General features: G+C 61.2%; 23 protein-coding genes. 17 read left to right on the plus strand and 6 right to left on the minus strand.

The annotated features are described in order from the left end of the window. The first annotated feature begins 383 nt into the window (after nucleotides 1-383). Complete coding sequence (locus AAA069_RS06765) at nucleotides 384-2327, plus strand: DUF2207 domain-containing protein (RefSeq protein WP_349127909.1); 1944 nt, start codon at nucleotides 384-386, stop codon at nucleotides 2325-2327. 138 nt (nucleotides 2328-2465) lie between these two features. Here AAA069_RS06765 and AAA069_RS06770 read toward each other — a convergent pair whose 3' ends face one another. Then, nucleotides 2466-3107 (minus strand): GNAT family N-acetyltransferase, encoded by a 642-nt coding sequence (locus AAA069_RS06770; RefSeq protein ID WP_349127910.1) that lies wholly within the window; start codon nucleotides 3105-3107, stop codon nucleotides 2466-2468. Between the two features lie 277 nt (nucleotides 3108-3384). Between AAA069_RS06770 and purH the strand changes: the two genes are divergently transcribed. Then, nucleotides 3385-4992 carry a bifunctional phosphoribosylaminoimidazolecarboxamide formyltransferase/IMP cyclohydrolase gene (gene purH / locus AAA069_RS06775; protein WP_349127911.1) on the plus strand — a complete coding sequence of 536 codons (1608 nt, stop codon included), beginning with the start codon at nucleotides 3385-3387 and terminating at the stop codon, nucleotides 4990-4992. An 81-nt stretch (nucleotides 4993-5073) separates the two neighbouring features. After that, entirely contained in the window at nucleotides 5074-5808 is a 735-nt protein-coding gene (locus AAA069_RS06780; protein ID WP_349127912.1) for a hypothetical protein, read from the plus strand. A gap of 18 nt (nucleotides 5809-5826) precedes the next feature. On the opposite strand, the gene AAA069_RS06785 is transcribed toward AAA069_RS06780, so the two are convergent. After that, complete coding sequence (locus AAA069_RS06785; RefSeq protein ID WP_349127913.1) at nucleotides 5827-7008, minus strand: PucR family transcriptional regulator; 1182 nt, start codon at nucleotides 7006-7008, stop codon at nucleotides 5827-5829. A 217-nt stretch (nucleotides 7009-7225) separates the two neighbouring features. Here AAA069_RS06785 and AAA069_RS06790 point away from each other — a divergent pair, with 217 nt between their 5' ends. The 4 genes from AAA069_RS06790 to AAA069_RS06805 all read left to right on the plus strand — a co-directional run bounded on the left by AAA069_RS06790 (nucleotide 7226) and on the right by AAA069_RS06805 (nucleotide 11307). Further along, nucleotides 7226-8257, plus strand: a complete 1032-nt coding sequence (locus tag AAA069_RS06790; RefSeq protein ID WP_349127914.1) for an ornithine cyclodeaminase family protein — start codon at nucleotides 7226-7228, stop codon at nucleotides 8255-8257. A gap of 24 nt (nucleotides 8258-8281) precedes the next feature. Beyond that, nucleotides 8282-9412 (plus strand): aminotransferase, encoded by a 1131-nt coding sequence (locus AAA069_RS06795; protein ID WP_349127915.1) that lies wholly within the window; start codon nucleotides 8282-8284, stop codon nucleotides 9410-9412. A 170-nt stretch (nucleotides 9413-9582) separates the two neighbouring features. Beyond that, nucleotides 9583-10254, plus strand: a complete 672-nt coding sequence (locus tag AAA069_RS06800) for a response regulator transcription factor (RefSeq protein WP_349127916.1) — start codon at nucleotides 9583-9585, stop codon at nucleotides 10252-10254. Between the two features lie 9 nt (nucleotides 10255-10263). Continuing rightward, entirely contained in the window at nucleotides 10264-11307 is a 1044-nt protein-coding gene (locus tag AAA069_RS06805; RefSeq protein WP_022094940.1) for a sensor histidine kinase, read from the plus strand. A 292-nt stretch (nucleotides 11308-11599) separates the two neighbouring features. Here the strand turns inward: AAA069_RS06805 and AAA069_RS06810 are convergent, their stop codons facing one another. After that, entirely contained in the window at nucleotides 11600-12037 is a 438-nt protein-coding gene (locus tag AAA069_RS06810; RefSeq protein WP_006235921.1) for a universal stress protein, read from the minus strand. Nucleotides 12038-12284: 247 nt separating this feature from the next. Between AAA069_RS06810 and AAA069_RS06815 the strand changes: the two genes are divergently transcribed. Both AAA069_RS06815 and AAA069_RS06820 read left to right on the plus strand, forming a co-directional pair. After that, nucleotides 12285-13265, plus strand: coding sequence for an undecaprenyl-diphosphate phosphatase (locus tag AAA069_RS06815; protein WP_117790819.1), 981 nt, complete (start codon nucleotides 12285-12287; stop codon nucleotides 13263-13265). Between the two features lie 333 nt (nucleotides 13266-13598). Further along, complete coding sequence (locus tag AAA069_RS06820; RefSeq protein WP_349127917.1) at nucleotides 13599-16499, plus strand: UvrD-helicase domain-containing protein; 2901 nt, start codon at nucleotides 13599-13601, stop codon at nucleotides 16497-16499. A gap of 278 nt (nucleotides 16500-16777) precedes the next feature. Here AAA069_RS06820 and AAA069_RS06825 read toward each other — a convergent pair whose 3' ends face one another. Together AAA069_RS06825 and AAA069_RS06830 are read right to left on the minus strand one after the other, a co-directional pair. Further along, the gene (locus tag AAA069_RS06825) at nucleotides 16778-17716 is read right to left on the minus strand and encodes a type I phosphomannose isomerase catalytic subunit (RefSeq protein ID WP_349127918.1); all 939 of its coding nucleotides are present in this window, start codon (nucleotides 17714-17716) and stop codon (nucleotides 16778-16780) included. 68 nt (nucleotides 17717-17784) lie between these two features. Next, nucleotides 17785-18504 carry a GntR family transcriptional regulator gene (locus AAA069_RS06830; RefSeq protein ID WP_260700014.1) on the minus strand — a complete coding sequence of 240 codons (720 nt, stop codon included), beginning with the start codon at nucleotides 18502-18504 and terminating at the stop codon, nucleotides 17785-17787. Between the two features lie 336 nt (nucleotides 18505-18840). On the opposite strand from AAA069_RS06830, the gene AAA069_RS06835 reads away from it, so the two are divergent. From AAA069_RS06835 to nhaA, 3 genes are all read left to right on the plus strand, one after another. Beyond that, complete coding sequence (locus tag AAA069_RS06835) at nucleotides 18841-19794, plus strand: ROK family protein (protein WP_349127919.1); 954 nt, start codon at nucleotides 18841-18843, stop codon at nucleotides 19792-19794. A 168-nt stretch (nucleotides 19795-19962) separates the two neighbouring features. After that, a complete protein-coding gene (locus AAA069_RS06840; protein ID WP_118226883.1) occupies nucleotides 19963-20886 on the plus strand; it encodes a manganese-dependent inorganic pyrophosphatase in 924 nt (307 codons plus the stop codon). Between the two features lie 267 nt (nucleotides 20887-21153). After that, entirely contained in the window at nucleotides 21154-22512 is a 1359-nt protein-coding gene (gene nhaA / locus AAA069_RS06845) for a Na+/H+ antiporter NhaA (RefSeq protein ID WP_349127920.1), read from the plus strand. Between the two features lie 86 nt (nucleotides 22513-22598). Here the strand turns inward: nhaA and AAA069_RS06850 are convergent, their stop codons facing one another. After that, complete coding sequence (locus AAA069_RS06850; RefSeq protein WP_040359778.1) at nucleotides 22599-22853, minus strand: hypothetical protein; 255 nt, start codon at nucleotides 22851-22853, stop codon at nucleotides 22599-22601. Nucleotides 22854-23002: 149 nt separating this feature from the next. On the opposite strand from AAA069_RS06850, the gene AAA069_RS06855 reads away from it, so the two are divergent. The 5 genes from AAA069_RS06855 to hypA all read left to right on the plus strand — a co-directional run bounded on the left by AAA069_RS06855 (nucleotide 23003) and on the right by hypA (nucleotide 26571). After that, entirely contained in the window at nucleotides 23003-24307 is a 1305-nt protein-coding gene (locus tag AAA069_RS06855; RefSeq protein WP_349127921.1) for an aminotransferase class I/II-fold pyridoxal phosphate-dependent enzyme, read from the plus strand. A gap of 51 nt (nucleotides 24308-24358) precedes the next feature. Then, complete coding sequence (locus AAA069_RS06860; protein ID WP_349127922.1) at nucleotides 24359-24673, plus strand: STAS domain-containing protein; 315 nt, start codon at nucleotides 24359-24361, stop codon at nucleotides 24671-24673. Between the two features lie 153 nt (nucleotides 24674-24826). Beyond that, on the plus strand, nucleotides 24827-25417 hold the full coding sequence (locus AAA069_RS06865; RefSeq protein WP_349127923.1) for a twin-arginine translocase TatA/TatE family subunit: 591 nt from the start codon (nucleotides 24827-24829) through the stop codon (nucleotides 25415-25417). Next, the gene (tatC, locus tag AAA069_RS06870; RefSeq protein WP_022093860.1) at nucleotides 25417-26208 is read left to right on the plus strand and encodes a twin-arginine translocase subunit TatC; all 792 of its coding nucleotides are present in this window, start codon (nucleotides 25417-25419) and stop codon (nucleotides 26206-26208) included. The genes AAA069_RS06865 and tatC overlap by 1 nt, the downstream gene beginning before the upstream one ends. A 6-nt stretch (nucleotides 26209-26214) precedes the next feature. Continuing rightward, the gene (hypA, locus tag AAA069_RS06875; RefSeq protein ID WP_349127924.1) at nucleotides 26215-26571 is read left to right on the plus strand and encodes a hydrogenase maturation nickel metallochaperone HypA; all 357 of its coding nucleotides are present in this window, start codon (nucleotides 26215-26217) and stop codon (nucleotides 26569-26571) included. Nucleotides 26572-26612: the final 41 nt, after the last annotated feature.

A 26612-nucleotide genomic window follows, 5' to 3' on the forward strand; every position in this document is an offset into this window, starting at 1 on the left:
CTTAGACGACAGAAACCCCGGCAGCTCTTCGCAACTGCCGGGGTTTCCGCGGAAAAGGGGGACATGATCCTCGAGCGAACGGCAAAGGGGCAAACCGTTTTCGCTCAACTGCTTTATGCCCCTCGGCTGGCGGCTCAATCAGCGCGTGCCGCGCCCACACAAAGCCGCTACACCTGTGACGGAGCTATGAAGTGGTATCTATTGCTGGCGCAGGCCATGCCAAGGAGTGTCCCAGATTGCCGGCAGATAAGGAACGTCCCCAGGTGCCGGTCGCGGGCGTGACTTTCGTCCCGTTTGATACTCCGCTGGCCTAGATGTTCGTCATGTGCGCCCGTAAACGTGGGACAATGGCGTTACTGGTATCACAGACAAAGGACGTGCCCATGAACGACCCCGTTGCCAAAACCTGTCGGCAGCGCCGCCTGTTTGCGCGATTTGCTTCCGTCTGCGCACTCGTCGCGCTTGCATTGCTGCTACTGCCCGCCGCCGCGCACGCCGACGGTTATTCCATGACCCAAACCTATATCAGTGCCACGGTTGAGGCCGATGGATCGCTGACCGTTGTCGAGGGACGCCAGTTTGATTTCGACGACGACATCAACGGCGTGTTTTGGGAGATCAATACGGGCACCAACCAGCAGGGCGGCACGGCGGGCGTCGACGTGCTGAGTGTCGAGGAAGAGGACACCGCGTTTAACAAAGTCGATAGCGCGAACAAGGGCGATTCTGGCGTCTACACGGTCGAGCAGACCAGTGACGGCGTAAGGATTAAGGTGTTCAGCCCCCACGAGAGCGGCGACAGCGCGATCTATTTTGTGAGCTACACCATGACCGGTGCGGTTATGAACTGGGCCGATACCGCCGAGCTCTACTGGAAGTTCGTGGGCGACGGCTGGTCTGCGGATTCCGACGATGTCGAGATGGAAGTGCGCTTCGCAAATGCCGCTGCCGGGACGGCGGCCGTCAAGGGCGATAATTTCCGCGCATGGGGCCACGGCCCGCTGACGGGCGATGTATCGCTCGATGCGGACGAACCCATGGTCACCTATACCATTCCCTGTGTGCATCAGGGCGAATTCGCCGAGGCACGCATCGCCTTCCCTAGCGACTGGGTGCCGCAGCTTACCGCCTCGGGCGAAGAGCGCATGTCAACGATCATGAGCGAAGAGAAGGAATGGGCTGACGAGGCTAACGCCCGCCGCGCTCACGCTCGCATGATTGCCAATGCACTTGCCGTGCTAAGTGTTGTCGCGGCGTTGGCCTTTACCGGCACAATCGTTGTGCTTAAGCTGCGCCGCCGTAAGCCCAAGCCGCTTTTCCAGGACGAATATTTCCGCGATGTGCCTTCGGCCGACCATCCCGCCGTGCTTTCGGCTCTCATGAGCTGGAACGAGGTGCCCGATCAGGCATATATCGCCACGCTTATGAAGCTCACCGACGACCGTGTGATCAAGCTGGAGCAGGCGACCGTGACCAAGGCCAAGAAGGGCCTGTTGGGGCGTGAAAAAGAAGAGCAGACGTATCGCGTGACGGTGAGTGATGCGGGCTGGAAGTCGGCCAAGGGCATTGACCGCATGGTGCTCAAGGTCTTCTTTGCCGGTGCTAAGCCCGACGAGAACGGTGATCGCTCGCGCACGTTTGACGAGCTGCAGCACTACGTCAAGCAGCACGCTACGCCCGTGGGCGACAAGCTCGAGGACTATCAGAACACCGTTAAGGGCAAGTTGGCCGATAGCGAGTACGTTGCCTCGGACGGCATTGTCGCAATGGTGTTTTGCCTGGTTCTTGGTATTCTGATCGCCTTTATTCCCGTGGGATCCATCTTCTTTACCGATGGCGCACAGGCGAACATTACCGCCGCGGTTATCTCGGTGCCGATTGTGCTGGTGGGTATCGGCGTGGGCCTTACGTTCCGCCGCTTTACGCCGGAGGGCGCCGAGGTGGCGGCTCGCTGCAAGGCACTTAAGCATTGGCTCGAGGACTTCACTCGTCTAAAGGAAGCCGTCCCCGGCGATCTGGTGCTGTGGAACAAGCTGCTGGTGATGGGCGTGGCGCTGGGTGTTTCCAAGGAAGTGCTGCGTCAGCTTGCCGAGGCCGTGCCGCCCGAGGTGCGCGAGGCCGACGGCTTCTATGACAATTATCCCTGCTACTGGTGGTACTACCATCATTACGGTATCGAGTCTCCGCTCGATTCGTTCGACGACGTGTATCACGAGAGCATCCGTGAGCTGGCGTCGAGCTCCGACAGCTCGGGCGGCGGCGGAGGCGGCGGCTTCTCTGGCGGCGGAGGCGGCGGCGTCGGCGGAGGCGGCGGCGGAACGTTCTAGCGCGCTCTGATTTTTGGGATGGATCTTCTCCGGCGACTGCCGACGGATCCATCCCATTTTTATGCGCTACCTACGAAGACTGTCCCCAACGACTAGTCACTGGGAACGTTCCTAAATGACTAGGTATGGCTGCCGGGTTTAGGCTGTTAGGTCGAGTTCGTAGAGGAAGCTTTCGCGCGGCATGGCGTGGCGGCGCTCTTCGCGGTTGGCGCGGTGCGTGGCCGTGCGCTTAAAGCCGTGCAGTTCGTAGAACTGCCACGAGCAGTTGGAGTCGGTGTACAGGTGCGCCCTCGTCGCTCCAAGCGAGGACAGGTGCGAGACGGCGGCATCGAGCAGAACCGTGCCAACGCCTAGGCCATGGACATCGCGATCCACGGCAAGCAGCGTGACCTCGTTGTCGTGCGGCAACGGGCTGCTCTCGAGCAGGCGGTTGTTGGTTCGAATGGTTGCGCGCACAAACGAGAGGTACTCGGCGCAGGCATCGGGCTCTAGCTCACGCATCTGCGATAGCAGCGCGCGTTCGGTATCCATCCAATGTTCCTTAACGGTGGCGCCGGAGCTCTGTCCCGCACGCGCGAGCGAAATACCACGCGCCTGACCGTCGATTACGGCAACCTGTGAAAACGTCGACGACGAAAGGCAGTAGGCGAGGTCGCACGCGGCCTCAAGGCGGTTGTACTCATCGTTATCCGAATTGTTATGCCAAAGCTGCTGCAGAATCAGCGCGATGGCGTCGAAGTCTTCGGTATCAAACGGTCGGTAGAGAACCCGCGAGACCATGGTGCCTCTTTCTTTCGCGGATGCATATCGAGCACAGTTCTACCACGCCATTGGCATCTAATTATGGTGCCCCTGTGTTCCATGAACTCACCGTGCCCGGTGCCGTGCCCATCCCCTCTGCTCGCAAACTTTTTCTGCATATGCGCCCGTTGCGGGGTGCATCGATGCGCTCGATGCGCTACATTAAATCAGTATTTTCAATGCCGCTGCGCGAGCGCTGCAGATCGACGTATCACCGACTCACAGAGCACGGCGGCGTACCAGACAGGAGGACTGCATGGGATCTGATGTGAAGATCGCACGCGCGTTGATCTCGGTTACCGATAAGACGGGCGTCGTCGATTTCGCACGGACGCTGGTTGACGACTTTGGCGTCGAGATCATCTCTACGGGCGGCACGGCTCGTGCCATCGAGGACGCGGGCGTTCCCGTAACCCCCATCGAGGAGTTCACGGGCTATCCCGAGATGATGGACGGCCGCGTTAAGACCCTGCACCCCAAGGTTCATGGCGCGCTGCTGGCCCGCCGCGATTCCGAGCAGCACATGCAGGAGGCCGCTGAGCACGGCATTAAGCTGATCGACCTGGTCGTCGTCAACCTGTACGAGTTCGAGAAGACCGTTGCCAACCCCGAGGTCACCTTCGCGGACGCTATCGAGCACATCGACATCGGTGGCCCCTCTATGCTGCGCTCTGCTGCCAAGAACGCCGCGAGCGTTACCGTCATCTCCGACCCGGCCGACTATGATGCCGTCCTGGCCGAGATGCACGAGACCGGTGGCTGCACCACGCTTTCCACCCGTCGTCGCCTGCAGGTGAAGGTCTACCAGACCACCGCCGCCTACGACACGGCTATCTCCCGTTGGCTTGCCGCCCAGGCGAGCGACGTGGCGGACACCTCTGCCAAGCTCGAGATCTCGCTGGAGAAGGTCGACGACCTGCGCTATGGCGAGAACCCGCAGCAGAAGGCTACGGTCTACCGCTTTGCCGAGGGCTGCGAGAACACCGCGAGCTCGCAGTTCCCGCTCGTTGGCTCCGAGCAGATCCAGGGCAAGCCGCTCAGCTACAACAACTATCTGGATGCCGATGCCGCTTGGAACCTGGTCCGCGAGTTCGACGAGCCGGCCTGCGTGATTCTCAAGCACCAGAACCCCTGCGGCTCCGCCGTTGCCGAGGACATTACGTCTGCTTACGACCGCGCCTTCGCCTGCGATCCCAAGAGCGCCTTCGGCGGCATCATCGCCTGCAACCGCGAGGTTCCCTATGAGCTGGTCGAGCACTTTGCCGATCAGAACAAGCAGTTCGTCGAGGTTATCATCGCCCCGAGCTACACTGCCGAGGCGCTCGAGCGCATGGCCAAGCGCCCCAACCTGCGCGTGCTGGCCACCGGCGGCGTGGACCACGGCGCCCAGGTGGAGCTGCGCTCCATCGACGGCGGCATGCTGGTGCAGGAAGTCGACCACGTGACCGAGGATCCCGCGACCTTTACGTTCCCCACCGACCGCAAGCCCACCGACGCCGAGATGGCCGAGCTCGAGTTTGCCTGGAAGGTCTGCAAGGGCGTTAAGTCCAACGCCATCTTGGTTTCCAAGGGCAAGGCCGGCATTGGCATGGGCCCGGGTCAGCCTAACCGCGTTGACTCTGCGCTGCTTGCCTGCGAGCGTGCCGAGGACTTCTGCGAGCGCGAGGGCGTGGAGAAGGGCGGCTTTGCCTGCGCAAGCGACGCATTCTTCCCGTTCCGCGACAACGTCGACGTGCTTGCTGCACACGGCGTGACCTGCATCATTCAGCCCGGCGGCTCCAAGCGCGACGACGAGAGCATCCAGGCCTGCAATGAGCACAATATTGCTATGGTCTTTACCGGCGCTCGCCACTTCCGCCACTAAGTTCCGCCTTGGGACAAAATAATCTCCGCAAAAGACGGCTGCTCCGTTTGGAGGGCCGTCTTTTTGGTATAAGAGGACGGAATGACTAACACGAAAGGTATGACCATGCCCCAGATTGATGATGCCGAGCTGTTTGGCAATGCCGAGGATCAGCGTGCGTACGAGGACTTTTGCGCCAATCAGGAGGCGGTCGAGAAGTTTACGCTCGACAAGCCCGCGCTTGTCTGCCGTTGGCGCATGTCCAATAAAAAGGTGCCCATGCTCAACCGCCACATTCGCGCACTGTCCGAGCGCTTGGTGCAGGGCGAGCCGCTTACCCATAACATGCTCAGCTGGGCCAAGCAGCACGTTGAGTGGTCGCTTGCCGAGGGCGATTACACCGCACGCGACGGCGTGCTCATGCTGGTGATCGACGTCAACGGCAACGCCGCCATGACGGTGGGGGAGTACGAGCCGCTAGCCGATACGTCGGCCAAGGCGCTACGTGCCCGCTCCGCCGAGGCCCGCTCCGAGGCCGACGAAACCGGCGTGGCGCCCGAGCTGCTTGCTGCCGTCAACAACGGCGAGCTTGCCTTTGTGGCGCCGGCGGACGAGTGCCTGTGCGGCACGGCGACGCTCATCGAACAGCTGGCCCAGACCAAGGGCATCCCGGTCGCGCGCGTAGATATTCCCGCACAGCTCAAGGGCGCCTTGTTCCTGGTGAGCGACGAGCACGGCGTGGTCCCCGCAACCGAGACGGACGCCGCCGAGGCCGACGCCGCCACGGTCGCCTTCTTCGCTGAAGGCTACGAAAAGCTCCGTGCCCGCCGCTCCTAACCTCAAGGCGGGGTGAGCTTACTGAAGCGAGCGAGCGCGTTCGATGGCGTAGGCGAGCGACAGCTGCTCCATCTCCGGGGCACATTTGTAGCTCAGTCCGGTGAGAGCTGTCACCTTATCGAGGCGATATCGAATCGTGTTCGGGTGCTGGTTAGTCTGCTTGGCGGTTTGCTCGATACGTCGGTCGTTCTCGATGAATGCGGCGAGCGTGGATTCCAGTTCGCTGCCATGCTCACTGTCGTGCTCGCGTATCGGCGAGAGAATCGCCTCCGAGAACGATCGCATCTCCGGGGTTTCCGCAAAAGGCATCACGGTTCTCAGGATGCCGAGCTGCGTATAGCGGACGGGCCCCTCGGCTCGTTGACAAGATAGGCGCTGTGCGTAAATCGCCTGCGAGATCGCCTGCGCCACCGCCTCGTCTCCAAACAGAATATCGCTGATGCCGAGCCCTTCCGCTCCGCCATCGATACCGCTAGCCTCGATGAGCTCCGTGAGCGCCTGCACGATTCGCTCCACATCGAGCGCCTGCTCCGAGTCGCTTGTCGCTACGAATAGCAAACCTCCGTCATAGGGTGCCAGCATGTTGTGGCATCCGGCGAGGGTCGATTTTGCACAGAGACGTTCGATTTGCAAAAACGTACGCGGGTCGAGGGGCCCTGCAAACGATGCGAACAGGGCGACCGCTTCGTCCAGAAATGACGGGTTGAGACCTCGGATGCGTCGGCAGATGGACTCGGGCGATACGTCTGTCCTCAGGGCATCGATCTCGCGCTGCGCGAAGTCGATGGACGCGAGCTGCTCGATATGCCGTTTGACCTCATAGATGACGCTGTCAAAGAACAGTGAGTCGTCGGTCGTGAGAAAGACCGGGTAGTGCCGCGCGTTGGCGTAGCGGATGGCTTGGTCGGGAATCGGGATGTGCAGGACGTTTTTGATGATGAGACCGCTCGTTCCCTTGGCGACGAGGTATTTCACGGCTTCAGTGATGAGGTACGGGTCGTCCTTCGCATAGAGGAAAGTGCTGAGGATGATCTCGTCTGAGCTGAAGTTGACGCGCTGGTATTTGTTCTTGAGGCCGGGCATGAGTTCATAATCGAGGATCCCGACGCCAGAGACGGCACGCGAGACGCCATCGCTGCCGGCGATTAGACGGACCGACCCCTCATATTCCCGTGAGAAGTCCGAGATGGTGTATAGCATCAGCATCACCTTGTAAATTATTACAATAAGTACCTGTACAAATAGGATAATCGCACATCCGTATGCCTTTGATGCGATAAATAGTTCAAATACCTGCTGATAGAACGAAAAATCAGATCGAGAATCGTTGTAGATTCCAACAAGAAATGATCCTTGGCGGCATCGTTACTAAACCGTACAGTGAAGCAACGTAAAGCTTTCGCTGAGAGGAGCGATGATGGGGCAGATGGTGGTGCTTTCGGCCGAGGAAGTTTCCAAGGTGCTGACGATTGAGGATGCAATCGCTGCCGTGGAGGAGGCATATCGCCAGAAGGCAACGGGCAAGGGTGTAGCGTGGCCGATGGTATATGAGCAGTTCGAGCCCGGTGTGGCCGATATGGATATCCGCTCGGGCGAGTTGGCGGGAAGCGGCCTCTTCGGTCTCAAGCTCACTGCCTGGTTCTCTCAGAATCCCAAAAAGGGGTTGCCTGAGATCTTTGGCACCACGCTGCTGTGCGACAACGCGACGGGAGAGCCGTTGGCGCTGCTCAATGCCTCCGCCGTCACTGGACTTCGCACCGGTGCCGCCGCTGCGCTCGGTGCCAAGTGGCTGGCTCGGGCGGATGCGTCCAAACTGCTTGTTGCGGGTGCCGGCCACATGAGCACCTATATGGTGGCGGGCGTGCTCGCCGCCTGTCCCAAAGTGAGCGAGGTCAAGGTGTGGGAGCCGGTTTCCGATGCCGCGCCCGAGGCCCGCGTCGAGCGCATGCGAGACGAGGTCGCCCATATCTTGGGCGCCTGCGAGCATGCTCGCGAGGCATCCACCTATTCCATCGAGGCGACGGCTGACGGCCAAGGTGCCGCGGCGGAGGCCGACATCATCGTGACGATCACGCCGGCGACCAAGCCCATCATTCTCGATTCATGGGTGCGTCCTGGTACGCATATCTCCTGCGTCGGTGCCGACATGCCCGGCAAGCAGGAGCTCGCCTCGGCGCTTGTCGCCCGTGCCGCTGTTTACGTCGATGACCGCGAGCAATCGGTCGCGTCCGGTGAGCTGGAGATTCCGGTTGCCGAGGGCGCCATCACGCCCGAGGACATCAAAGCGGAGCTCGGCGAAGTCATCGCCGGCGCGGCTACGGGGCGCTCGGATGACGAGCAGGTGACGGTGTTCGATACGTCGGGCATCGCCGTTCAGGACCTTTCGGCATCGAAAATCGCCTACGACCGCGCCATCGAGGCGGGGCTGGGCACCGTGGTGGAACTGTAAGAAAGTCAAGGAAAGGAAACGACAATGCAGATCAAGGATTTCGCCGTCGAGCAGTGGATGAACGAGTGGGAGACCAAGTGCACCCACAACGTTGCGGAGACGTGCGTCTACTCCCTCACGCTCGACCAGCTGTTCGAGCTTACGAACACCGACAAGAAGGCGTGGCTCGATAGCCTGTGCTCGCGCCGATTCACCTACGGAGACATCGAGGGGCAGCCCGGCTTCCTCGAGGGGGTCGCGCGTCTCTATAAGACGGTCGAGCCCGGGCATATCGTGCCCACGCACGGCGCGACCGGTGCCAACTCCCTGGTTATTTCCACGCTCGTCGAACCGGGCGATCACGTAGTCTCCGTCAAGCCCACCTACCAGCAGCTTTACTCGATTCCCGAGATGTGCGGTGCGAAGGTCGATATTCTTCAGCTCGATCGCAAGAACGGCTACCACGTCGACGTCGACGCGCTCGATGCCCTGGTGACCGACGATACCAAGCTCATCTGCATCAATAACCCGGACAACCCCACGGGCGCCCTGCTCGACACCGATACGCTCAAGGCGATTGTCGAGGTCGCGCGCAAACACGACGCGTGGGTGCTCTGCGACGAGGTCTACCGCCTGCTTACTCAGACGGATGAGTACTCCGAATCCGTGATCGACCTGTACGACAAGGCCATCGTCACCGCATCCATGTCCAAGGTCTGGTCGTTCGCCGGCCTGCGTCTGGGCTGGGCGGTCACCAAGAGCCCGGAGCTCCGTCGCGCGCTGCTCTCGCATCGTGACTACAACCTGATTTCCGCCGGCATATTCAGCGAGACGGTGGCGGAGCTGATTCTGGGCAACGCTTCCGTGATCCTTGAGCGCAGCCGCCGCATCGTCCGTCAGAACCTTGCTGTTCTGGAGAAGTGGGTCGAGAGCGAGCCACACCTGTCGTTCGTTAAGCCCGAGGCGGGTACCACCGCGCTCGTGTATTACGACTACGACATCGACTCCAGGACGTTCTGCATCGACATGATTAAGAAGTCCGGCGCGCTCGTCACCCCGGGCGATTGCTTCGAGGAGCCCAAGAGCATGCGCATCGGCTATGCATACTCCGATAACACCGACGACCTGCAGAAGGGCCTGGATGTCATCTCCGCGTACATGCGTACGCTCGAGTAGAGACTCGAGGTCGAAGTGATGGGGCCGATCGGCTTAGGACCGGTCGGCCCCTATTTTCTCTCAAGGCTACCGAACACTATTGTCACATTAGATGCCCACGGGGTCGCATCGCTGCGACGCCGTGGGCATAATGGTGTGGAAAGTGCAAGTTACGAGAAACGGGAGGACACATGGCGCTGATCTATGTCGTTGAGGACGACGAGCCCATTCGTCGTGAACTTATCGACATCCTTGCCCGCGCCGGGTTTGAAATCGAGGCCTGCGAATCGTTTGAGCATGTCTCGCGCGATATTCTCGCCGCCGCGCCCGACCTGGTGCTGCTCGACCTCACGCTTCCCGTCAAGGACGGCCAGCATATCTGCCACGAGGTTCGCCGCGAATCCGAGGTTCCCATCATCGTCCTCACGTCGCGCACGACCGAGATCGACGAGGTCATGGCCATGACGCTCGGCGCGGACGACTTTGTTCCCAAGCCCTATAGCGCCCGTGTGCTCGTGGCGCGCATCAATGCCTTGCTGCGTCGCACCGCGGCGGCGGGCGAGCGCAGCACGCTTGTCCACAAGGGCCTGGAGCTCGATCTCGCTCGCTCCATGGTCACCAACATGCAGACCGGTACCAGTACCGAGCTCACCAAAAACGAGCTGCGTATTCTCTCGCTGCTTCTGAGCCGTGCGGGCAAGATCGTCTCGCGTCCGGCCATCATGCAGGACCTGTGGGACTCCGACGCCTTCGTGGACGACAATACGCTGACCGTCAACATCAACCGCCTGCGCACCACGCTCGAAAAAATCGGCATCAAGGGGTATTTGACGACGCACCGCGGCCAAGGCTATTCGGTCTAGGGGCCGGCTATGTCGTTCGCCAAATTCTTCAAAGATGCGCTGCTTCCCGTCGCCGTGTGGACGTGCGGCGTGCTGCTGAGCTGCTTTGTGCTGACGGTCGCCGGCGCACCCGTCTCTATCGTGGTCGTGGCGGTCGGCGTGTCCTATATCTTTGGTATGCTGGGCATCGTGATCGAGTACGCGCGCCGTCGTCGTTTTCTGCGCCAGCTGGAGCGCGCGGCAGAGGAGCTCGAGAGTCCCGCATGGGTGCAGGAGATGGTGCAATGCCCGACCTATGCCGAGGGCGAGCTCGAGTACGAGGTCTTGCGCCGGGTGGGCAAAGCCGCTTGCGACGAGGTTGCCGAAGGCCGCCGTCAGACCGATGACTATCGCGACTATATCGAGAGCTGGGTCCATGAGGCCAAGCTGCCCCTGGCGGCGGCCCATCTGATTTTGGAAAACCTGGACGGTAGCGAAGACGACCTGTCGCGCGTGGACGATCTGGCACGCGAGCTTGCCCGCGTGGAGCGCTATATCGACCAAGCTCTGTACTATGCGCGCTCGGAAGTCGTGGAGCGCGACTACCTGATTCGCCGCTGGGATCTCAAGACCTTGGTGACGGGCGCGATTAAAGCCAACGCGCGCGAGCTTATCGCGGCGCACGTGGCTCCGGTGTGCGAGAACCTCGACTTTGAGGTCTTTACCGACGAGAAATGGCTCGAGTTTATTCTGGGCCAGCTCATTCAGAACAGCATTAAATATGCGCGTGAGGACGGCGCAAAGATCGTGTTTTCGGGTGCGTTGCTGGACGAGGGTCTGGCAAGCGAGCGCATCGAGCTTACCGTCGCGGACAACGGCTGTGGCGTGTGTGCGGCAGACCTGCCGCGCGTGTTCGAGAAGGGCTTTACCGGCGACAACGGCCGCACCACCAAGCGCGCAACAGGCATCGGCCTCTACCTGGTGGCGCGCCTGTGCTCCAAGATGGGCATCGACGTCACCGCGGCATCGGAGCCGGGCGAAGGCTTCGTCGTAACATTCGCCTTCTCAACCAACAAGTTCCAATATTTCGAGTAGTCGGGCCGTCTTGCGGTGCGGACGGCAATGTTCCCGAACGTGAACATAGCTAAGGCAATTGGCGCTATGTTCCCGAACGTGAATATAGCCGCAAGGATTTAAATGAATCGCCCCATAAAAAACGTGCCGCCCCAAACGGGGCGGCACGCCATCTTTTATCAGCCAACTCGTTGAAGTACGGTGACGAAGGCGCAAGGCCGGGAGGGGTTATCTAAGCCGACATCCCGCAGCCGCGAAGCGGCGAGGACGTCGGCGTGATAACCCCGCAGGCCCTGCGCCGGCGGGAAGGAACCTACTTCACGACCAAGATGTCGCAGTCCGTATTGCGTAGCAGGAACGTCGAAATCGAACCCAGCAGCGCATACTTGATCGAGGACAGGCCGCGTGCGCCGCAGAGCACCAGGTCGGGCTTGACTACGTCGAGCATCTCGTCCTTGAGCGTCTCGCGAATACGGCCAGCACGAATCATGACCTCGACCTCGGGAATGTCAGGATTGGCCTTGGCCTCCTCGAGCTGCTTGGCAATGGAGTTCTTAAATGCCTCCTCTAGGCCGTTGACCAGATCGACCGGATAGGAACCGGCGCTCTCGAGCGCCGTGGAATCGATAACGTGGCCGATGATTAGCTTGGCGCCGTTGTTCGCGGCGACCTTGATGGCGCGTGCGAGCACAAAATCCTGCTGCTCAGTACCGTCGAGTGAAACAAATACCTTGGTGTAGCCCTCGTTCATGGTTTCCTCCTTGGTCTATCGCACGGGCGCGGGGCTCGTGCGTCGGGCGGGCGCGGGCGCGTTGGCCGCCGGACACTTTATCTTGTTGCAGTTATACCCAAGGATTTCGGTTTGACCGCTCGCAATTCTGTGAACGGACGAGTTTTTTGGTAAGGGTAGGCGCAGACGCGCACGAACGGTTGATAATGGGACATCGCCCGCACCGTCCGCAGAACAATATCGGCGGGTGTCTAACGAGGGGGTCCCTTTGGATATCATCGAGCTTCTAAAATCTGCCTTCATGGGCCTGGTCGAGGGCATCACCGAATGGCTGCCTGTTTCGTCGACCGGTCACATGATCTTGGTGGACGAGTTCGTCAAGATGAACGTGAGCGAGACGTTCTGGAATATGTTCCTGGTCGTGATTCAGCTCGGCGCCATTCTGGCCGTCTGTGTGCTGTTCTTCCATGAGCTCAATCCGTTCTCGCCCAGCAAGGGCAAGGAGGGCCGTCGCGACACCTGGGTGCTGTGGGGCAAGATTGTGCTCGGTTGCATTCCTGCGGCGGCGATCGGCCTGCCGCTCAACGACTGGATGGAGGAGCATTTCTACAATGCTCCCGTCGTGGCGCTGGCGCTCATTGTGTACGGCGTGCTGTTTATCGTGATCGAGAACTGGCGCGCGAGCAAGCGCGAGGAAATGGCCGTTGCCGGTTCGTTTGGTTCGCGTGCTGTGGTGTCGGGTGGACGTCCCGCCGGTGCGCACTTTGCGGCGCCCGCCGCGGCTACCGCTGAGGATGAGGATGATGACGAGGATCTGGACTTTGGCTCCATCGCCACGCTCGAGGACCTGAGCTGGAAGACTGCGCTGGGTATCGGCTGCTTCCAGGTGCTTTCGCTGGTGCCTGGTACGTCTCGCTCCGGTTCTACCATCATCGGCGGCCTGCTTTTGGGCTGCACGCGTTCGGTGGCGTCCAAGTTTACGTTCTTCCTGGCCATCCCTGTTATGTTTGGCGCGAGTGCGCTCAAGCTGGTCAAGTACTTCATCAAGGGCGGCACGTTCGGCGCCAACGAGGTCGCTATCTTGGGCGTGGGCTGCGTTGTGGCCTTTGTGGTTTCGCTCATCGCCATCAAGTGGCTCATGGGCTTCGTCCGCCGTCACGACTTCAAGTGCTTCGGTGTTTACCGCATCATCCTGGGCATCGTAGTGCTCGCATATTTCTTCGTTCTGGAGCCGATGCTCGGCCTCTAACTTAGTCGACGCTGTGCGGCGGCCGGGGCGACAACTTGTCATTCAAAGGGGGTGGCATGACTAAAAGGTCTATGCCGCCCCCTTTTCATGCCAATTTGTTCGCCCCGGCCGCCGCTCGCTGCTGCTGCCATGACATCGGCGGTTTCGTGATTGCCAATAGATTGGTGCAAAGTAACCTGACCCCATTGCACAAAATCCGCTGGGGCGAGCCTGACGGTGACGCACGGAGTCGTGGTGTGATTTGCGTCGGTGTCCGCGCGGCTCGGTATACTGGTACGGCTCAAACTATGGCGCTGCCCGCAGGCGCGCCGTCCGTCAGATGAGGAGTCGCCCATGACCCAGCCCTTGCCCTGGGAAAAGAATGTCGCGGTACCTGTGCCGCCCGCGCCGGAACCCGTGCCGCTCGATGCATACACCGCCCCTGCTGCGCCGGAGCCCGAGCTCGTTCCGCTCGACATCTACGACGCTCCCGCGCCGGCGCCCAAGCCCGCCAAGCCGCTCGTCGACATCGACAGCCTTAATCCCGCTCAGCGCGAGGCGGTCCTGACCACCGAGGGCCCGCTGCTGGTCCTTGCCGGCGCCGGCTCGGGCAAGACCCGCGTCTTGACCTTCCGTATCGCACATATGCTCGGCGACCTGGGCGTTAAGCCCTGGCAGATCCTTGCCATCACGTTTACCAACAAGGCCGCGGCCGAGATGCGTGAGCGTCTGGCGGCACTCATTCCCAGCGGCACCCGTGGCATGTGGGTATGCACCTTCCATGCCATGTGCGTGCGTATGCTGCGCGAGGACGCCGACCTGCTGGGATACACCGGTCAGTTCACCATCTACGATGACGATGACTCAAAGCGCATGGTGCGCGACATTATGCAGGCGCTCGGTATCGAGCAAAAGCAGTTCCCCATCAACATGATCCGCAGCAAGATCAGCTCGGCCAAAAACGCCATGATCGGCCCCGAGGACATGCTCAAATCCGCCGACAGCCCCAATGACAAAAAGGCCGCGCAGGTCTACCTGGAGCTGGAACGCCGCCTGCGCGCCGCCAACGCGATGGACTTCGACGACCTGCTCGTGCGCACGCTCGAGCTGCTGCGCACCCGCCCCGAGGTGCTCGACAAGTACCAGGAGCGCTTCCGCTACATTAGCGTCGACGAGTATCAGGACACCAACCACGTCCAGTACGAGATCGCCAACCTGCTGGCCGCCAAGTACCAAAACCTCATGGTCGTGGGCGACGACGACCAGTCCATTTATAGCTGGCGTGGCGCCGACATCACCAATATCCTGGACTTTGAGAAGGACTTTAAAAACTGCAAGACCGTCAAGCTAGAGCAGAACTACCGCTCCACGGGTCATATCCTGAGCGCCGCCAACGCCGTGGTGCGTCACAACTCGCAGCGCAAGGACAAGCGTCTGTTTACGGCCGAGGGCGATGGCGAGAAGATCCAGGCCTTCCAGGCAAGCGACGAGCGCGACGAGGGCCGCTGGATTGCCGGCGAGATCGAAAAACTGCATGCCAAAGGCACGAGCTACGACGATATCGCCGTGTTCTACCGCACCAACGCCCAGTCGCGTATCCTCGAAGATATGTTCCTGCGCGCAGGCGTGCCCTACAAGATCGTGGGCGGCACGCGATTCTTCGATCGCGCCGAGATCCGCGACGTCATGGCCTACCTCAAGATGATCGTGAACCCGGCCGACGAGATGAGCGTCAAGCGCGTCATCAACACGCCGCGTCGCGGCATCGGCTCCACCTCGATCCAAAAGATCGAGCAGCTGGCGCGCGACAACCGTTGCTCGTTCTTCCAGGCCTGCGAGATCGCAACAGCCGAGACGGGCATGTTTAGCGCCAAGGTGCGTAACGGCCTGTCGAGCTTTGTGTCGCTGGTGCGCGAGGGCCGTCGCATGGACGGCGAGCTCAAGGACGTCGTCGAGATGATTGTCGATAAGACGGGTCTGCTGCAGGCGTTTCGCGCCGAGGGCACCATGGAGTCCGAGAGCCGCGCCGAGAACATCCAGGAATTCCTGGGCGTCGCTGCCGAATTTGAGGAGACGCACGAGGATATCGAGGGTACGCTCGAGAGCTTGGAAGAGCTGCGCGCAGCCGGTGTTGCCGACGTGCCTGCCGGCGCCGAGCCCGAGCCTGTCGTGGTGAGCGCGCCCGCGCCCGAACCGGGGCCATCTGCCCCGGCATCCTCGTTTGAGGCGCTCGTCGGCGCGCGCGATGCCGCAGGTTCCAATCCGCTCGATAGCCTAGCCGCCCCGGCGCTCTCGCCGCAGGATGCCCTGGCCGCCGCCATCGCGGGCAACGTGTATGCCGCGCCGACGGAGATGCCGGCGGGTGCCGTGCATGCCGACGAGATTGAGCGCACCTACGGTCCGCTCACCTGTAAGGCGCTGCCGGCACTCATGGAGTGGCTGGCCCTGCGCTCCGACTTGGATTCCCTGGCCGGCGAGACGCATGCCATTACCATGATGACCATCCACTCCGCCAAGGGCCTGGAGTTCCCGGCGGTGTTCGTGGCCGGCATGGAGGAGGGTATCTTCCCGCACGTGCACGACTTTGGCGGCAGCGATGACCCGGGCAAGCTCGAGGAAGAGCGTCGCCTGGCCTACGTCGCCATCACGCGTGCCCGTAAGCGCCTGTTCCTGACCTATGCGGCCACGCGTCGCACCTACGGCTCGACCTCTGCCAACCCGCGCTCGCGCTTCCTCAATGAGATTCCGTTTGAGGATATCGAGTTTAGCGGTATCGGTTCTGCCGGTTTTGAGGGCACGGGCTGGGAGAAGCGCGGCGACCGTCACGGCACCTTTGGCTCGGGCATGGGTTCGGATATGTATGGCGGCAAGGTGTTCGGTTCGCATACGCGCTCGACCGGCGGTTCCGGTTCGCGCGGCGGATCGAGCTTTGACGATTTCTTTGGCGGCAGCAGCTACGGGACCGAGCGCCATCGTGGGGTCTCGCCCGACGCCGGCCGTGTTGCCTCGACCTTTGGTTCGGGTGCGCCGCGAGCCAAAAAGCCGTCATCTAAGGTGTCGCCGACGGTGGAGCGCAAGGTCGATCGCGCCAGCGCATCGCAGGACTTTGCTGCGGGCGATACCGTGAGCCACAAGACCTTTGGCACGGGTACCGTGATCTCGGTCGCCGGAGACATGATCGAGGTTCAATTCGAAAAGACCGGCCAGACCAAAAAGCTTATGAAGGGCTTTGCTCCGATCGTCAAGCTGTCGTGATCCCGGCGGACCTGGGCGGGCGTATGGGGCAACATCGCCTGCTCGGGCAGTCCTGCTCGCACGGAGAGCACATTAAGTGCTCTCCGGCTCGTGCGGAACTCGCGATCGATGTTGCCCCATACGCCCGTCCAGGTCCTTAGATAACGTTGCTTGCGAACGTCGCTCTGCTCGTCCGCTTTTTTGATCTGGAGAGCCGGGTGGGCTGATATATATGGACAAGGGGCTCCCCCGTTGGTGGACGGGGGAGCCCCTTGTTGCGTTTGGGTTGTTGGTGCGATCTACAGATGCGAGACGATCAGTTCCATCTTGCCTTCGAGGTCAATGGAGCTGACGGTGCTCGGGGCCAGCAGGTGGCTTCCCTTGTGGACGGGGTCGCCGCAGATGGTGCCTTCGCCGTCGATGACCGACAGGCACATGAAGGGCCAGCGCTGGTCGAGGGTCTTGCTGCCGTTGGCGCGCACGCGATCGACGGTGTAGCAGGGGTTGGACTCGAGCTCGGTCACGCCGTCCACCTCGGGCGCGGTCACCGTGCCGTCGGTCGGAGCCTGAGCATCAAAGTCGATGCAGTCGAGGCTCTGCTTAATGTGCAGCGGGCGCAGCTTTCCGTCGGTGCCGGGGCGGTCGTAGTCGTACAGGCGATATGTCACGTCGCTCGACTGCTGCGTCTCCAGAATCAGCGTGCCGGTCTTGATGGCGTGAACGGTGCCGGAGTCGATCTGGAAAAAGTCTCCCTTGTGAATCGGCAGCACGTTGAGCATCTCGTCCCAACGGCCCTCCTCGATCATCTGTGCAGCCTCGGCGCGGTCGTGCGCGCGCTGGCCGACGATAATCGTGGCGTCGGGCTCGCAGTCCAGTACATACCAGCACTCGGTTTTGCCCAGGCTGCCGTTCTCGTGCTCGGCGGCGTACTCGTCGTTGGGATGAATCTGGATCGAAAGGTCGTCCTTGGCGTCCAGAATCTTAATGAGCAGCGGGAACTCCTTGCCCTCGCAGTTGCCAAAGAGCTCGCGGTGCTCGGCCCACAGCCACGACAGCGTGTGGCCTGCATACGGGCCCTCCGCAATCTGGCAGTCGCCGTTGGGATGGGCCGAGATGGCCCAGCACTCACCGATGGGCCCCTCGGGAATGTCGTAACCAAATACGGTTTCGAGCTGGCGGCCGCCCCAGATCTTCTCGTGGAAGATCGGCGTCAGTTTAATCAAATCGGACATATTCATACCCCCATTGTGTTGCGCGGGCGCCGCGTAAAACTGCTCAAAACGAGCGCCCGCGTGACTACAAAAACCTATGCCAACGTTACGTTGTGCAACTCAAAGCGGTCGCCAACGTTGCGCGAGATCGAATACTCAAAGGCGGCGCCGCTGTCCAAAAAGCCAATTTGGGTGAGCTCGAGCAGGGGAGAGCCAAGTTTGGTGTCCAGACGCTCGGCTTCTTCCTCGGTTGCTGCCACGGCGCGAATGGTACGGTGGAAGCTCGAAATCTTCAGCCCACATTGCTCGCGGATGAAGCGGTAGACCGATCCGTACAGATCCTTCTTTTTCAGCCCTGGAATTAGCTCGAGGGGCATGTAAGTGTACTCGATAACGATGGGCTTCTCATCGGCCTGACGCACGCGCACGACGTGATAGGCAAAGTCATCCTCGGCAATTCCCAGCTGGGCTGCGATGTCCGCCGGTGGATTAACGATCGAGAAATCGTAGACCACCGAGGTCACCTTCTCCCCGCGATGCTCATACGAAAAACCCTGGGTACGGTCGTTTTTGCCCTGGAAAAACGCCTGGCCGGGAAGCCCCGCCGTGTCCTTAACGTAGGTACCCGATCCACGCCGGCTGGTAATAAGACCTTCTTCGGTGATTTGTTCAATAGCTCGTTTGACGGTGATTTTGGAAACGTTATAGAGCTTGCAGAACTCAACGACGGTAGGAAGCTTGTCGCCCGGTTTAAGAGCGCCATCCTCGATAGTGCGACGAATATCTGCAGCTATCGCTTCGTATTTGGGAATCATGGAACCTCCTTTCCAACTTGGTTGAGTATAAAAGAAAGTATAGTTAACACCTAAGCATCCCTATTATATATTTAAAAAGTTCGAGAAAGATATAATTAAAAGTCGCTTTGCATATAAATTAGAGCGCTCTAAATAGATAAACATCTGAGTAGTGTCGTGTTGAGAAATGATCGGTCCGAGGACGGGGCCGAACCGATATAACACCCAGCGAACCGAATCTCGTACTCTGCGCTGCCCCAGATAAAACCTGCCAAAACAAACCTGTCCTTTTTGGTAGGTTTTTGCCTTGGGAGCGGTACCATACAGGCAATGTTTAAACGAGAAAGGCGGGCTCCCATGGAACCTAAGCAGTATTACATCGGCATCGACGTCGGCGGCACCTCGGTCAAGGAGGGTCTGTTCGATGAGGACGGAAACCTGCTTGCCAAGGCCAGCGTGCCCACGCCTCCCATCGTTGACGCTGCGGGCTTTGCTGCGGTGACCGAGGCTATCGACCAGGTGGTCGCCAAGGCCAAGATTCCGCGCGCCTTTGTGGCAGGCATTGGCCTGGCCGTTCCGTGCCCCATCCCGGCATCGGGCGATGCCAAGGTCAAGGCGAACATCGCCATCAACCTGCCCGAGCTCAAGATCGCCATCCAGGAGCACTGCCCCGACGCGGTCGTTAAGTACGAGAACGACGCCAACGCTGCTGCTATGGGCGAGGCCTGGCTCGGCTCTGCCAAGGGCGTACAGAACGTGGTGATGGTCACCATTGGTACCGGCGTGGGCGGCGGCGTTATCGTTAACGGCGACGTGGTATCGGGCGTTGTGGGTGCCGGCGGCGAGATTGGCCACATGTGCCTGAACCCGGCTGAGGATCGCACCTGCGGCTGCGGCGGCCATGGCCACCTGGAGCAGTATTCCAGCGCCACCGGCGTGGTGAGCAACTACCTTGCCGAGTGCAAGAAGGCGGGCGTCGACCCCATCGAGCTCACCGGCCCCTCCGATTCCAAGGACGTGTTCCAGGCCTGCCGCGAGGGCGACAAGCTCGCGCTTGCCGCGGCCGATACCATGGCCGACTATCTCGGCCGTGCCCTGGCGCTCATTGCCAACGTGGTTGATCCCGAGATGTTCCTCATCGGCGGCGGCGCCTCCGCCTCGGCCGATGTCTACCTCGACAAGGTTCGCGAGCACTTTAAGCAGTACGCGCTTTCCGCCTCGCGCGAGACGCCCATTAAGGTCGCTTCGCTCGGAAACGACGCCGGCATCATCGGTGCTGCCTACGTAGCCCTGCGCGCTGCCGGTAAATAGCTGGTGCAAGGGGGACAGGTTACATTGCACCAACATGGTGCAAAAGGGACAGCCTTGGCCCCCGTGCCTGCGCCCCAAAATATGCCGTGGCCCTTCCGTCTGCGAAGGCTCGGCATCGGCGTGCTACCATAGCTACGTCCAAGTACACATATCAAGTGGAGGATATCCATGGCAAACGTTCTTGTCTTTGGTCACCAGAACCCCGATAACGACGCCATCATGAGCGCCGTCGTCCTGTCCCAGCTGCTCAACCAGGTTGAGTATGCCGGCAACACCTACGAGGCCTGCGCCCTTGGTCAGCTTCCGGCCGAGTCCGCCAAGCTGCTCGCCGACGCCGGCATCGCCGAGCCCCGCGTGATCGAGTCCGTCGAGGCTGGTCAGCTCGTCGTCCTCACCGACCACAACGAGTCTGCCCAGTCCGTCGCCGGCCTTAAGGACGCCACGGTCTTTGGCGTTGTCGATCATCACCGCATCGGCGACTTCGAGACCGCCGGCCCGCTGCACTACATCTGCCTGCCCTGGGGCTCCAGCTGCACCATCGTCACCAAGCTCGCCGGCGTGCTCGGCGTTGAGCTTTCCGACGTCCAGGCCAAGCTGCTGCTCTCGGCCATGATGACCGACACGCTCATGCTCAAGAGCCCCACCACCACCGATGTCGACCGCGCCGTCGCCGCCAAGCTCGGCGAGCAGGTGGGCGTCGACCCGGTCAAGTTTGGCATGGAGGTCTTCCTTACCCGCCCGTCCGGCTCCTTCACCGCTGCCGAGATGGTCGGCAACGACATCAAGATGTTCGAGCCCGCCGGCAAGAAGCTGCTCATCGGCCAGTACGAGACTGTCGACAAGACCCGCGCACTCGGCATGATCGACGAGATTCGCGAGGCCATGCGCGCCTACGCCGCCGAGAAGGGTGCCGACGGCATTGTCCTGTGCATCACCGACATCATGGAGGAGGGCTCGCAGGTCCTGCTCGAGGGCGAGACCGAGGCTGCTCAGAAGGGCCTGGGCATTGCCGACGAGCACGACGGCGTCTGGATGCCGGGCGTCCTCTCCCGTAAGAAGCAGGTCGCTGCCCCCATCATGGCCGCCTGCTAGGTTTAGTTGACCAAACGCCACGACCGGATCGCGGACGCCCCGCGCTCCGGTCGTTTTTTGTGCACGGCGCCGCGTCGTCTCTTGGACAGGCGTGCCCGTGCCGTTGAGCAAATAATGTTCAACCTGTGGTTCCGCTTTTCGGCCACGCCTGCGTGCTTGTCGTGCAGGGTAGGCTAGATGCAAGCGTAATACGTTAGAGCGCGGCGCCGCCACTTGGGCGGGCCGTGCTTTTTTAAGACGGGAGCTTTCCCGTGAAAGGAGCCGCCCATGGCAGCAACTGAGCAGCTGTTCAACGTTCGTGAGCGCAAGCGCTTTGAACGTCACGACATTTGGGAACGCATCACCGAGAACGGCACGATTTCCGCCGCCGTCATGGTCTTCGCCGCCATCGCCGCCGTCATTTGCGCCAATACCGATGCCTACGAGGCAATCCATCACTTTTTGGAGACCCCGCTGTATGTGGGTCTGGGCAACCTTACGGCCGGTCTCACCGTTGAGCTTTTCGTCAACGACTTCCTCATGGCGATTTTCTTTTTGTTGGTGGGCATTGAGCTTAAGTACGAGATGACGGTCGGCGAGCTCAAGAATCCGCGTCAGGCCATGCTTCCCATGCTGGCGGCCGTGGGCGGCGTCGTCGTTCCCGCCTGTATCTACCTGATCTTCAACCATGCCGGCGCCCGCAACGGTTGGGCCATCCCCATGGCAACCGATATTGCCTTTGCGCTGGGCGTGCTATCGCTTTTGGGCAATCGCGTTCCCAACGGCGTGCGCGTGTTCTTCTCGACGCTCGCCATCGCCGACGACCTCATCTCCATCGCCGCCATCGCCATCTTCTACGGTCAGAGCCCCAATCCGTTTTGGTTGGGCGCCGCCGCGCTTGTGACCTGCGCGCTCGTGTGGCTCAACAAGACGCAGCATTACCGCCTTGCCCCGTATTCGGTACTGGGTCTGCTGTTGTGGTTCTGTATGTTCAAGAGCGGCGTGCACGCCACGCTTGCTGGCGTTATCTTGGCCTTTACCATCCCGGCTAAGTGCGGCGTCAAGCTCGATAGCCTCACCGATTGGTTGGGCGAGTGCCTGCCGCTGCTCGATGACCGCTACGACGACGAGGCACACATCCTGGGCCAGCATGACTTTACCGTCTCGACCACCAAGGTCGAGCGCGTCATGCACCGCGTAACCCCGCCGCTCATCCGCATGGAGCGTCTGATCTCCACGCCGGTCAACTTTGTGATTCTGCCGATCTTTGCGTTCGTGAACGCACAGGTTCGCCTGGTGGGCGTGGACATGAGCACACTGCTCACCGACCCGGTGACGCTCGGCGTGTACTTTGGCATGCTGCTGGGCAAGCCGATTGGTATTTTTGGCATGACATTTACCCTGGTCAAGCTCAAGGCTTGCCAGTTGCCGCGCAACGTCAACTGGCACATGATTGCCGGTGTGGGCATTCTGGGCGGCATCGGCTTTACGATGTCGATCCTCATCAGCGGCCTCGCTTTCCCGACGGCCCAGTTCGAGGTCCTGGCTGCCAAGGCCGCTATTCTCGCCGGTTCGGTCACCGCTGCCGTGCTCGGTATGATCTACATGAGCGTGGTCTGCAAACACCCCGCGCCCAAAGACAAGTAAAAGCATATACAAGTTTGAAAACGCCGCCTGTGGACACCATCACAAGCGGCGTTTTAGTCAATGGGGACGTTCTTAAATGACTAGGTTTATTCCACCGTTCCGTAGACGGCGCCCCAGCCGTGGGCGGCCAAGGCGGAGTTGAGCTGGTCGCAAAGTGACTGGCGGTCGTAGTAGCCGGGCGGCAAAAGGTTCACGATTTCCATGAGGTCGGGCGCCAGGTCCAAGATCTCGGCCTGCACGATGAGATCCAGGCGGTCGATGGCGCGGCGGTCGTAAAACAGCCCGTCGACCAGGCGCTGCAGGTCGCCGAATTCCTCGGCCTGAAACGATCCGTACTCCATAGTGCCTCCTTGGGCGCCCCACGCCGGCATGCGCGGCGATTCGTAAATCATTGCGATGAACTTAATCTATCACGGCTTCATGCCGTTGCGGCGGTGGCGGTCTATACTTAGACGAACTGCAACGTCCCGCTTCGCGAAAGGTCGCACCCATGCAGACGATCTACCAGAAGATGGAAACCACCGAACTCGATGCCGCCATCGAGGCGCTCAAAGCCGAGGTCGCCGAGGTCAAGGCCAAGGGCCTGGCGCTCGACATGGCCCGCGGCAAGCCGTCGCCCTCCCAGGTGGACATCTCTCGACCCATGCTCGATATCCTCAATGCCGATGCCGATCTGCACGACGGCAACGTCGACTGCTCCAACTACGGTTGCTTTGAGGGCATTCCCTCGGCACGCAAGCTGGCGGGGGAGTTCCTGGGTTGCCCCGCCGAGCAGACGCTCGTACTGGGTTCGTCGAGCCTGCTGATCGAGCACGATATCGCCGGCATGTTCTGGCGCTGCGGCTCGTGCGGCAGCGAGCCTTGGGAGGCTTATGAGACCGCGCATGACGGCAAGAAGGTCAAGTTCCTGTGCCCTGTTCCCGGCTACGACCGCCACTTTGGCATCACTGCCGACTTGGGTATCGAGAATGTCCCCGTCGCGATGACCGACAACGGCCCCGACATGGACGAGGTCGAGCGCCTGGTTGCCGCCGACGACTCCATCAAGGGTATCTGGTGCGTGCCCAAGTATTCCAACCCCACGGGCATCACCTTTAGCGAGGACACCGTGCGTCGCCTGGTCGAGATGCCCACGGCCGCGCCCGATTTCCGCATCTTCTGGGACAACGCCTACTGCGTGCACGACCTGTACGACGAGACCGACGAGCTCGCCAACATCTTTGACCTCGCTCGCGCGGCGGGCACCGAGGACCGCGTGGTGGCCTTTGCCTCGACGTCCAAGATCACCTTCCCGGGCGCCGGCATCGGCTTTATCGGTGCGAGCCCCGCGGTTATCGCGGAGTTCTCCAAGCGCCTGAAGGCCGGCCTTATCAGCGCCGACAAGCTCAACCAGCTGCGCCACGTACGCTTCCTTCCCACCATCGAGGCGGTCAAGGAGCACATGAAAAAGCATGCCGAGTTCCTGCGTCCGCGCTTTGAGGCCGTCGAGCGCAAGCTCACCGAGGGCTTGGGCGACACAGACTGTGCCACCTGGACGCACCCCCGCGGCGGCTACTTTGTAAGCTTCGATGGTCCCGAGGGCTCGGCCCAGAAGGTCGCCGCGCTTTGCGCCGACCTGGGCGTCAAGCTCACGCCGGCCGGTGCTACCTGGCCCTATGGCAAGGACCCGCGCGACACCAACATCCGCATCGCGCCGAGCTATCCCACGGTCGAGGACCTGGAGGCGGCGCTCGATGTGCTGGTGCTGGCCGTTAAGCTTGTCGCTGCCGAGCTTGCGCGTGCCGAGCGCGTCTAACGCGCGGCTTCCCGTACTATCCGCACCTTCGATACGTAAAGGAGCATATACATGGATTTGGGTATTTTCACCAACCCCACGCCAGAGCTCTACACCATTAAGGTGGCCGGCGAGATCGATATCTCTAACGCCGATAGCCTGCGCAATGCCATCGACCTGGCGCTCGAGCAGCCCACTGAGGCCGTTGAGCTCGACTTTGCCCAGGTGAGCTACATCGACTCGACGGGTATTGGTGTTTTGGTGGGCGCCGCGCACCACGCAGCCGATCACGACAAGCGTTTTGGCTGCGTTAACGTGCAGCCCCCGGTGATGCGCGTGGTTCAGCTGCTGGGCGTCGACCAGGAGATCTCGATCACGGCGGCATAAGCCCTGCCCCAAAAGGGGCGTGCCGTTTGGCATATGTTTGTGATGCGCTCGGACGTTTTGGCGTCCGGGCGCTATACTTGACCGAATGAATAGACGAGTTCCGGCCGAATGGCGCGGTGCGGGCTCGACTCACATCGAGCCTTGGAGGTATGTGTGTTTGGTATTGGAGAGGGTGAGCTCGCGATCATCGTGGTCTTCGGCTTTTTGCTGTTTGGCCCGGATAAGCTCCCGCAGATGGGCCGCACGATCGGCCGTGCCATCCGTCAGTTCCGCGAGACGCAGGAAAAGATGACGGCTGTTGTTCAGTCCGAGATCATCGATCCGGTAAGCGAGGCCGCGTCGGCTCCGGTCAAGCCCAAGAAGGCTGCCGTCGATGACGATTCCGATGCGGACGAGGATGCCGTCGAGACGGCCGCGCCCGCAAAGAAGGAGACCTTTGCCGAGCGCCGTGCCCGCCTTGCCGCCGAGAAGGCTGCGAGCGAGGGTGCCACCGAGGGCGAAGGCGCTGCTGATGAGGCCGAGAGCGCCGAGCCTGCCAAGGCCGAGCCCGCTGCTGCTGCCGCAGCCGAGCCCGAGCCTGCTGCAGAGCCGGAGCCCGAGCCCGAGCCGGCAGAGCCCACGACGGCTGACCTCTACGCCCGTCGTCCCCGCAAGCGCAAGGCCGTCGTCGACCAGCTCGCTCGCGAGCTCGAGGCCGAGGACGACGCCGCTGCCGCCGACGCCCCGAAGGGAGGCGATGAGTAATGCCTATCGGACCTGCGCGTATGCCGCTCTTCGATCACCTGGGAGAGCTCCGTCGCCGCCTGACCATCGTGGTCGTGTCGGTGTTTGCCGCCGCTATCGTGCTGTATTTCGCCACGCCTGTGGTGCTCGACATCCTGGAAGATCCCATCCGCTCCTTTGTGCCGGACGGTAAGTTCTACATCACTACCACGCTCGGCGGCTTTGGCTTGCGCTTCTCGCTGGCCATCAAGATGGCCGTGGTCATGTGCACGCCCATGATCATCTGGCAGATTCTGGCGTTTTTCCTGCCGGCGCTTCGACCCAACGAGCGCAAGTGGGTCGTGCCCACGGTGCTCGCCTCGACGGTGCTGTTCTTCCTGGGCGCAATCTTTTGCTACTTCATCATCATCCCTGCAGGCTTTGAGTGGCTCATCGGCGAGACCTCGGCCGTCGCTACGGCGCTGCCCGATCTGGAGAACTACGTCAACATGGAGCTGCTCTTTATGATCGGCTTTGGCGTGGCGTTTGAGCTGCCGCTCATCATCTTCTACCTGTCCGTCTTCCACATCGTGTCCTACGCTGCTTTCCGCGGTGCCTGGCGTTACGTATACGTTGGCCTGCTTGTGGGCTCGGCTGTGATTACGCCTGACGGCTCGCCCGTTACGCTCGGCCTCATGTATGGCGCCCTGCTCTCGCTTTACGAGATTTCGCTTGCCATCGCCCGTGTGGTCATTACCGCGCGCGAGGGCAAGGAGGGCTTGTTCGTGAGTCGTCTGGACCTGTTCTCGGACGACGAGGACGACGAGGAGTAAATCGGTATGCACGAGGTTGGCATTGTCAACGGCATACTCGATACAGTGATTCGCGCGGCGCGTGGGGCGGGGGCCTCGCGCGCCGTTTTGGTAACGCTGCGTATCGGGGATATGACCGAGGTCGTGCGCGAGGCACTCGACTTTGCATGGGAGACATTTCGCGACGGGGACCCGCTCACGCGCGGCTGCGAGCTTGCCGTAGAGGAAGTCCATCCACAAAGCGAGTGTCTGGACTGCGGCGAGGTCTTTGAGCACGACCGCTTCCATTGCCGTTGTCCCCAGTGCGGTGGCGCCAATGTGCGCCTACTGCACGGCCGCGAGCTCGACATCGCCAGTATAGAAATCGAAACCCCCGACGATTAGCCCGCCAGCCACCTGGGGACGGGGTATAAATGTTGGAAATT

The organism is Collinsella sp. CLA-SR-H006, assembly GCF_040097075.1.
GTDB lineage: Bacteria > Actinomycetota > Coriobacteriia > Coriobacteriales > Coriobacteriaceae > Collinsella.

Coding starts and splice junctions, on each gene's coding strand:
- AAA069_RS06765 (WP_349127909.1), top strand. CDS start 384: ATGAACGACCCCGTTGCCAAAACCTGTCGGCAGCGCCGCCTGTTTGCG.
- AAA069_RS06770 (WP_349127910.1), bottom strand. CDS start 3,107: ATGGTCTCGCGGGTTCTCTACCGACCGTTTGATACCGAAGACTTCGAC.
- purH (WP_349127911.1), top strand. CDS start 3,385: ATGGGATCTGATGTGAAGATCGCACGCGCGTTGATCTCGGTTACCGAT.
- AAA069_RS06780 (WP_349127912.1), top strand. CDS start 5,074: ATGACTAACACGAAAGGTATGACCATGCCCCAGATTGATGATGCCGAG.
- AAA069_RS06785 (WP_349127913.1), bottom strand. CDS start 7,008: ATGCTATACACCATCTCGGACTTCTCACGGGAATATGAGGGGTCGGTC.
- AAA069_RS06790 (WP_349127914.1), top strand. CDS start 7,226: ATGGGGCAGATGGTGGTGCTTTCGGCCGAGGAAGTTTCCAAGGTGCTG.
- AAA069_RS06795 (WP_349127915.1), top strand. CDS start 8,282: ATGCAGATCAAGGATTTCGCCGTCGAGCAGTGGATGAACGAGTGGGAG.
- AAA069_RS06800 (WP_349127916.1), top strand. CDS start 9,583: ATGGCGCTGATCTATGTCGTTGAGGACGACGAGCCCATTCGTCGTGAA.
- AAA069_RS06805 (WP_022094940.1), top strand. CDS start 10,264: ATGTCGTTCGCCAAATTCTTCAAAGATGCGCTGCTTCCCGTCGCCGTG.
- AAA069_RS06810 (WP_006235921.1), bottom strand. CDS start 12,037: ATGAACGAGGGCTACACCAAGGTATTTGTTTCACTCGACGGTACTGAG.
- AAA069_RS06820 (WP_349127917.1), top strand. CDS start 13,599: ATGACCCAGCCCTTGCCCTGGGAAAAGAATGTCGCGGTACCTGTGCCG.
- AAA069_RS06825 (WP_349127918.1), bottom strand. CDS start 17,716: ATGAATATGTCCGATTTGATTAAACTGACGCCGATCTTCCACGAGAAG.
- AAA069_RS06830 (WP_260700014.1), bottom strand. CDS start 18,504: ATGATTCCCAAATACGAAGCGATAGCTGCAGATATTCGTCGCACTATC.
- AAA069_RS06835 (WP_349127919.1), top strand. CDS start 18,841: ATGGAACCTAAGCAGTATTACATCGGCATCGACGTCGGCGGCACCTCG.
- AAA069_RS06840 (WP_118226883.1), top strand. CDS start 19,963: ATGGCAAACGTTCTTGTCTTTGGTCACCAGAACCCCGATAACGACGCC.
- nhaA (WP_349127920.1), top strand. CDS start 21,154: ATGGCAGCAACTGAGCAGCTGTTCAACGTTCGTGAGCGCAAGCGCTTT.
- AAA069_RS06850 (WP_040359778.1), bottom strand. CDS start 22,853: ATGGAGTACGGATCGTTTCAGGCCGAGGAATTCGGCGACCTGCAGCGC.
- AAA069_RS06855 (WP_349127921.1), top strand. CDS start 23,003: ATGCAGACGATCTACCAGAAGATGGAAACCACCGAACTCGATGCCGCC.
- AAA069_RS06860 (WP_349127922.1), top strand. CDS start 24,359: ATGGATTTGGGTATTTTCACCAACCCCACGCCAGAGCTCTACACCATT.
- tatC (WP_022093860.1), top strand. CDS start 25,417: ATGCCTATCGGACCTGCGCGTATGCCGCTCTTCGATCACCTGGGAGAG.
- hypA (WP_349127924.1), top strand. CDS start 26,215: ATGCACGAGGTTGGCATTGTCAACGGCATACTCGATACAGTGATTCGC.